General features: G+C 58.2%; 4 protein-coding genes and 2 pseudogenes. 3 read left to right on the forward strand and 3 right to left on the reverse strand.

Going from position 1 to position 4,480, the window contains the following annotated elements; genetic code table 11:
- On the reverse strand, window positions 1-237 hold a 237-nt coding region (locus BT264_RS36935; protein ID WP_143156774.1), incomplete at its 3' end, for a helix-turn-helix domain-containing protein.
- A 1,055-nt stretch (window positions 238-1,292) separates the two neighbouring features.
- Here BT264_RS36935 and BT264_RS36950 point away from each other — a divergent pair.
- Complete coding sequence (locus BT264_RS36950) at window positions 1,293-1,634, forward strand: nucleotidyltransferase family protein (protein ID WP_072445461.1); 342 nt, start codon at window positions 1,293-1,295, stop codon at window positions 1,632-1,634.
- Window positions 1,631-2,071 carry a HEPN domain-containing protein gene (locus BT264_RS36955; protein ID WP_208457454.1) on the forward strand — a complete coding sequence of 147 codons (441 nt, stop codon included), beginning with the start codon at window positions 1,631-1,633 and terminating at the stop codon, window positions 2,069-2,071. The genes BT264_RS36950 and BT264_RS36955 overlap by 4 nt, the downstream gene beginning before the upstream one ends.
- Window positions 2,072-2,811: 740 nt before the next feature.
- Here BT264_RS36955 and BT264_RS36965 read toward each other — a convergent pair.
- Window positions 2,812-3,831 carry an IS110 family RNA-guided transposase gene (locus BT264_RS36965; RefSeq protein ID WP_072445464.1) on the reverse strand — a complete coding sequence of 340 codons (1,020 nt, stop codon included), beginning with the start codon at window positions 3,829-3,831 and terminating at the stop codon, window positions 2,812-2,814.
- 101 nt (window positions 3,832-3,932) lie between these two features.
- Window positions 3,933-4,172, reverse strand: a pseudogene (locus tag BT264_RS36970) (transposase); the annotation flags it as partial.
- Window positions 4,173-4,264: 92 nt separating this feature from the next.
- On the opposite strand from BT264_RS36970, the pseudogene BT264_RS36975 reads away from it, so the two are divergent.
- A pseudogene (locus tag BT264_RS36975) lies at window positions 4,265-4,480 on the forward strand (IS21 family transposase); the annotation flags it as partial.

Below are 4,480 nucleotides of genomic sequence, written 5' to 3' on the forward strand. Positions count from 1 at the left end.
ATAGAGTCCGTTGATGCGCTGCTCCAGAAATCGCAGGCGCCATTTGCCCACTGTGGCGCGCCTGATTTGCAGGCGCTGCGCGATCGCACTGTTGGGTTCGCCGTCAGCGGCCGCCAGCACGATGCGCGCCCGCGTGACCAACGCAGCCGAAATCGAGCGAGAACGCGCGATCGACATCAGTTGCGAGCGCTCGTCTTCGCTCAGCACCAGTTCCGCCTTCGGTCGTCCCATCGCCATGTTGACGTCTCCCGTTCCGTTGACGTCTACATGCTACGCGAACATAGTTCGGTTAACAACGGAACGGGACACTAGATGAACGGCACGATATCGCCGAGCATGCGCCGTCGATGTGCCGAAGGAGGCGTGCGGGATCTGATAGGAAAAGTTGATGAGTGATGTCGTCGAAAACCATTTTCAAACTGCGTCGCCCGTGCGAGAACTGCCCGTTTCGAAAGGAGGGCGCAATCAAGCTTGCGCGCGGCCGTCTCGATGGGATCGTCGAACATCTGATACGAGACGATCACAGCACCTTCCAATGCCACAAGACGGTACATAACACGCCTACAGGCGGCGAATGGGACGACAACGCCAAATAACGTGGCAAGCGGCCAAGAAAGCATGTGTGCGGACGCGATGATCAATCTTGAGAGGTCGCCCGACCGTCGGGATGCGCGTCGGTCGCATATTTGGCGCGTACGATGCGGAGTGCCTGTTGCCGGCCTTTGGCGAAATCATTGATCCGAAAACCGACAAGGAAAACGCATGACAAAGATGTACGACGAAGAGCAGTCCTCGAGCGGCAGATTACTGAGTGGACAGCGGAACTGAAGCGGTTGGCTGGCCAGATCGCTGCAGCAAAGGGGCAGTCGTGCGCGATCGTGATGATCACGCTGCTTGACGCGGAGTACTCGGACGTTGCCCTGAGGTGATCGGTGAGGACGCCATGCGTGTGGTGAATTACGGCTAGCCGGGGGGGCTTCGACGTCGAAGTCCTCAACCAACCCACTTGATCGCCCCCTGAGCGTTCAAGATGGGGGCATTGCCGAAGCGGACGATTCCGCCGGCGCCTAACTGACCTGGCTCGCGATCGGTCCCCGTCGCCTGCCACGCTTCGGTTGGGACCGTCCAATGAGTGAATCTCGAGCCGAAGAGGTGCGCGAGTGCGCGACATCTGCGTGGAGTCGACGACGTCTTGCGGTACTTCGTGAGATAAAGGCTTGTTGGTGAAGCGATCCATCTTGCAAACAACCCCCATTGGGGGTATAAAAGTAAATCCCGTCGAGGAGGGCAATATGGACGTAGCTGTCGATCCCCAAACTGCTCACGCAGCCGAAGAGTTCCTGAAACGCATCGCTCAACGCTACCCGGTTAGCCGGGCAATCCTCTTTGGCAGTCGGGCACGTCACGAACATACGGACGATAGCGATGCCGATATCGCGGTCATCCTGAGCGGCGTTCACGGCGAGCGCACAGACATTGTGCTGGACATGGCCAGCACGTCGTTTGATGTATTGCTCGAAACTGGGGTTCTGGTCGGTGCCCTGCCGCTTTGGGAGGATGAACTGGAGCATCCCGAACGATTTAGCAATCCGGTTCTGATCGAGAATATCCGTCGCGAAGGAATTCTGCTATGAGTATGACTTACGCCGACTACATGGCGAAAGCGGCACGCGCGCTGGCGGAGGCCCATGTGTTACTGCAAGTGGGTGGGCGCGAGGGTGCGTGTAACCGCGCGTACTACGCGATGTTTGACGCCGCTCATGCTGCGTTGCTCGGTGTTGGAGTTGTTGAGCAATCGCCGGGAACGCATAGCGGCGTGATCGCGGCATTTGGTCTGAAGCTCGTGAAAGAAGGGCTGATGCAACCCGAATACGGCCGATCGCTCCGACAGGTGGAAAGTCTGCGCGGGATCGCGGATTATGGTGCCGGAAACATTCCCATGGACAAGGCGCGTTGGGCAGTTGCGCGGGCAGAGGATTTCGTCACCGCCGTGCGGCAGCTTTTAACGCTTGATCTGGCCCAAAAGCTCGATGATCCGGATGCGTCTCCGACGCCTGATCGGGATTTGTAAGCAAGAGGAAACGAGTGGTCACAAATAGGCCGACTTCGAGCACTGCGCAGCAGGTATTTTTACGCGATGCGATGGCGATACTCGGCATGACACGTGCGGAGTTCGCGCAGCGTATCAGCGTCCCGAGCAAGACGCTGGACAAGTGGTTGGCACCTGCGGGCACGAGCGATTTTCGGAACATGCCTGACGTGGTGTGGGCCTATGTCCGGGAAATATTGGACTGGACGAAAAAGCGGGCCTGACTTCCGCTGCCGGAAAATGCTTTGCCGATATCTGAAGCATGTTGCGAGAGCGGAGCACGTGGAGTGCTGAAATTTCCTTCTGCCCATTTTACAGGCGCCTCTCTCCGTTTGAACCTGTCCGCATTTTTGTGGGCGAGGCGGTTGAACAACTCGGGTTATCCACGCGCCTGCATAAATCGCTCGCCGAACAGGATAGCAAACTGATTCATCGCTGATTATATGAACGCCTCCCGTTTGCGAAGGTTTTTCGTGTGTGCTGACTACGACAGGATGGGTTGCAGCTTTATATCCGGGCTTGTTGCAGCCTGACATGCTGCGGCCCACCATGAAATCCGCTGACCCGCGCCTCATTTTTCCGACGAGCTAGAAGCTCACTCAGCGATTCAGGTTTGGCGAGTCCCGGTCCGACCTGTTTTGTCATTACATACGATTGCCAGCGCAACCTTTCGACGTGTCATCCTGTAAAAATTGATCTACCTTCTACGCGGCGTGCGCCGGTCAGACCGGTTTCACGCTCACATAGTCCTTGTCGTACTGCCTGTCGTGCGCCAAGATCGCCCAGATCGTGCGAGCCATCCTGTTCGCTTGTGCCACGACTGCTACATTCAACGGTCGCCGCTTCTTGATGCCTTCGGCCCATAATCCGGGTTCCTTTGCGAGACACAGCACGCTTCGGGCCCCGTGGATCAACAGCTTGCGCAGATAGGTATCTCCTCGTTTGCTGATCCCCAGTAACTGGACCTTGCCACCCGTACCGGTCTGCCGTGGCACCAGTCCGATCCAGGCTGCGAACTCGCGCCCGGACCGGAACGTCTTCGCATCGCCCATAGTGGCTACTGCCGCTGTCGCCGTCAGCAGACCAACGCCCGGTATGGCAACAATCGCCTTGCATGCCTTGTCCTCTCTCTGCCACGCCTGCAGACGCCGCTCAATTTCGGCAATCTGTCTGTCCAGTTCCGACAATCCACTCCACTGCTCTCGCAGTGTGTCGATCAGGATCGAGGGCAGACGATCAACCAGCCGCTCCAGGACACTTGGAATTGCCTTGTCGAGCGCAGCCCGTCCCTTGGCCATCACTTCACCGTATTCGGTTAGCAAGCCGCGCAGACTATTGACCTGCATCGTGCGGAACTTCACCAGTTGCTCTCGCATCCGGTGCAGCCCCAGCACGGCCTGCTGCGTTTCAGTCTTCACCGCGACGGCCTTGCCTGCATGCTGTACGGCAAGCCAGATGGCTCGCGCATCAGTCGCATCGTTCTTGTTACCCATTGCGAACGCCTTGACGAACTTGCCCGGCGTCAACTTCACCTGATGGCCCATCGCGATCAGCTTACGGGCCCAGTGTTGGGAACCACCGCAGGCTTCCATGCCGATGAGGCGGGGAGTCAAATTTGCGAAATGCTCCAGAAACGCGGCTCGCTTTACCGGCTTATTTACGATCTCGCCCGTCTCTGCGTCGATGTAATGGAGCTGCATCACGTTCTTTGCAATGTCCACACCCACTGTCGTGTGCTTCATTTCGGAGCCTCCGGTTTGCCAGGAAAACCCCTATGGTCTTCCATCTGGGCACTTTGATGCCATTGGCCCGTAAGGCTCAGCCTTCCTGCAAGCTACGCCACTCACGGGTGGGAGGCGTTCATATCATTTTTCCAGTCGAAGGCGGCCCGCACGGTCTTGGCCAGGACATTGCGCAGCGCCAGCCAGAGTAGCTTGGTGGCCGCCTCGACATTCGGGAAGCGGCCGCGTGTCTTGATGATCTTGCGCAGTTGCATGTTCAGACTTTCAATGGCATTCGTTGTGTAGACAACCCGTCGAATCTCCGGCGGGAACACGTAGAACGGCACGACGTGTTCCCACGCGCAAGTTCACTGACCTCGACGACCTGAACACGCAGGCCGAGCAATGGTGTCGCACACAGGCAGCCGATCGCCCGTGCCCCGAGGATCGCACGATGACCGTGCGTGAGGCGTTTGCCCAGGAGCAATCGTTGCTGTTGGCGCTACCCGACAATCCATTCCCGGTCGAAGAACACGTAGCCGTGAAGGTCGGCAAGACACCCTACGTGCGCTTCGACCTGAACGACTACACGGTACCTCATACGCATGTGCGTCGCACGCTGACCGTTCGCGCCGACCTCAGCCAGGTCCGGGTGTTCGACGGCGCCGAG

This window comes from Burkholderia sp. NFPP32 (assembly GCF_900119325.1).
GTDB lineage: Bacteria > Pseudomonadota > Gammaproteobacteria > Burkholderiales > Burkholderiaceae > Burkholderia > Burkholderia pyrrocinia_C.

Coding starts and splice junctions, on each gene's coding strand:
- BT264_RS36965 (WP_072445464.1), bottom strand. CDS start 3,831: ATGAAGCACACGACAGTGGGTGTGGACATTGCAAAGAACGTGATGCAG.
- BT264_RS36955 (WP_208457454.1), top strand. CDS start 1,631: ATGAGTATGACTTACGCCGACTACATGGCGAAAGCGGCACGCGCGCTG.
- BT264_RS36950 (WP_072445461.1), top strand. CDS start 1,293: ATGGACGTAGCTGTCGATCCCCAAACTGCTCACGCAGCCGAAGAGTTC.